1 protein-coding gene is annotated in these 495 nt (G+C 57.6%); it reads left to right on the top strand.

Annotated elements, in window-relative coordinates; all coding sequences use genetic code 11:
* Nucleotides 1-384 (top strand): glycosyltransferase (locus tag JF66_RS24025; protein ID WP_369798088.1); only part of this gene is annotated, 384 nt, incomplete at its 5' end.
* Nucleotides 385-495: the final 111 nt, after the last annotated feature.

Below are 495 nucleotides of genomic sequence, written 5' to 3'. Positions count from 1 at the left end.
GGCGCCGCAGTGCCTGAACGTGATCAGGTCGCATTGGCGGAAGCGCTCGAGACCTACCTGTTTGATGAGGACGCGATCGCCAGCGCTCGCGCCAATGTGAATCGTGTTCGTGAGAGTTTCACTTGGGACAAAGCGCTCGCACCCCTCGTGGAATTCTGTCGGGACCCGAAGTCTGCCGCCGACAAGCAGCCCACCAAGAAGCTGAGAAAGGGTCGCTCCGGCAGCCGAATTCCGAGTGGTCTCCCGAAAGCGCGATCATCACGCAGTACGGGATTACGCCGGGATTTTGAAAGAGCGGCGTATTACTTCCAGCAAGGAGGGCCGAGCGCCGTTATCGAGCGTGTGCGGGCCCGCAAAGACCGCAATCAAGCAGCGAACGAATAACTGCGGAAACCGGTTTACACGGGGTTCTGATTTTTCACTGATGTAATGACAAGCGACGAGGTTGACAAGATGAATGCCGATGAAACTGGACGGCAGGACTGCGACAATGCG

It is taken from the genome of Cryobacterium sp. MLB-32 (assembly GCF_000738085.1).
GTDB lineage: Bacteria > Actinomycetota > Actinomycetes > Actinomycetales > Microbacteriaceae > Cryobacterium.
Note: the sequence above shows the minus strand (reverse complement) of the source record. Positions and strands in the feature narration are given on the sequence as shown.